The 1,661-nt window shown below is 58.1% G+C and carries 1 protein-coding gene and 1 pseudogene; one reads left to right on the top strand and one right to left on the bottom strand.

Annotated elements, in window-relative coordinates; translation table 11 throughout:
- Nucleotides 1-272, bottom strand: a 272-nt coding sequence (locus AAAB35_RS09210) for a DUF2200 family protein (protein WP_340667990.1), incomplete at its 3' end; no start/stop codon positions are given.
- On the opposite strand from AAAB35_RS09210, the pseudogene AAAB35_RS09205 reads away from it, so the two are divergent.
- Nucleotides 244-1,506, top strand: a pseudogene (locus AAAB35_RS09205) (IS5 family transposase); the annotation flags it as partial. The gene AAAB35_RS09210 and the pseudogene AAAB35_RS09205 sit on opposite strands and share 29 nt — an antisense overlap.
- Nucleotides 1,507-1,661: the final 155 nt, after the last annotated feature.

Below are 1,661 nucleotides of genomic sequence, written 5' to 3'. Positions count from 1 at the left end.
TGTTCGAAATCAGTTTGTTGTTCAAGCTGAGTTTGTAACTCCTTCTGGTCATAGCCAGTCAACCAGGAGATGATCTGATCAACCTCTGCTCTTGTGCGTCCCTTCTTCTCTGCTTTCGCAACGTAATTAGTCGTCGCTGAAAAACCTCTGAATTGGTTGTAATTGGGGGATTCCCATTGGGTTTGAAGTATTGGAGAATGCCGGAAATCGTCACTGATGCAATTGATTTCTGGTGTTTTTGCGATGCGGCCAACCCGTCCTTTCTCCGGCAAGAATGATTTTTTTCGCGACCGTCTGGATGCAATTATCAATCCACGGCATGCGCTGGTCCGATTGGCTGGCGTGATTCCATGGAAACGATTTGATGATGCGTTTGGCGGGTTCTATCGACCGGTTGGGCGGCCTGCCAAGCCGACGCGGCTGATGGTGGGGCTGCATTACCTGAAGCACGTCCACGACCTGTCGGACGAGGAGGTGGTGGAACGCTGGGTGGAAAATCCATACTGGCAGTTCTTCTGCGGCTTCGAGTTCTTCCAGCACGAGGCGCCGATCGATGCGAGCACGATGACGCGCTGGCGCAAGCGGATCGGCCCCCAGGGACTGGAGGAATTGCTGAAGGCGAGCATTGAAGCCGCGCTTGAGACGGGGACGGCCCGGCCGCAATCCTTGGAGCGGATCAATGTGGATACGACGGTGCAGCCGAAGGCGATCGCGCATCCGACCGACAGCAGGCTGTATCTGAAGGCGCTGCAGATGCTGGTCCGTCAGGCGAAGCAGCATGGTATCGTCCTCAGGCAGAGCTACACGCGTCTGGCAAAAGCGGCGGCAGTTCGCGCTGGCCGTTATGCCCATGCCCGGCAATTCCGGCGCATGCGCCGGGAACTCAAGCGCCTGCGCACCTTCCTTGGTCGCGTCTTGCGCGACATCAGTCGCAAGATTGCCGGTAACGTCGAACTGGAGAAGACCTTCGCCCGGCTGCTCGGTCTTGTCGAACGCTTGCTTCAACAAAAGCCAAAGGACAAGAACAAGCTCTACTCGCTGCACGCCCCCGAGGTCGTGTGCATCGCCAAGGGCAAGGCCCGCCAGCCGTATGAATTCGGTTGCAAGGTAGGGATCGCGGCGACGAACCGCGAGGGGCTGGTGTTGGCCGCCAAGGCGTTCGAGGACAATTTCCGATGACGGTCACACCCTCACAGGCACGGTCGATCAGGCCGTCGCCATGGGTGGTGTCGATCCGGATCGCATCTGCGTCGACAAAGGTTATCGCGGTCATGATTACACCGGATCGGCGGCGGTGATGATTGCCGGATGCCGGCGTGGACTGACGCCGCCATGCGACGGGAATTGAAACGACGATCGGTCATCGAGCCCACCATCGGCCACGTGAAGACCGATGGGCGGCTGGACCAGAACTTCCTTCTCGGACATGTTGGTGACATCATCAACGCGCTGCGCGTGGCCGCGGGCCACAATCTGCGCCTAATCCTGGCCACTCTGGCCCTTTGGCCTGTCTCGTCAACAATGCAAACTGCGGTCTTCTGTGGTTGCCGCCCGTGGCGCAAGAAGTTTCTAACCCAAATATGCGAGTGATCGAGTGCGGTCTTCTGTCAGGCCTTTAAATGCGGCATGTCAAAAGCCGCTGGCCGGTATGGTGATCTGCG

This window comes from Phyllobacterium sp. (assembly GCF_037994425.1).
Classification (GTDB): Bacteria; Pseudomonadota; Alphaproteobacteria; order Rhizobiales; family Rhizobiaceae; genus Phyllobacterium.
The sequence above is the reverse complement of the archived record's forward strand: the minus strand, read 5'-3'. Positions and strand labels throughout refer to the sequence as shown.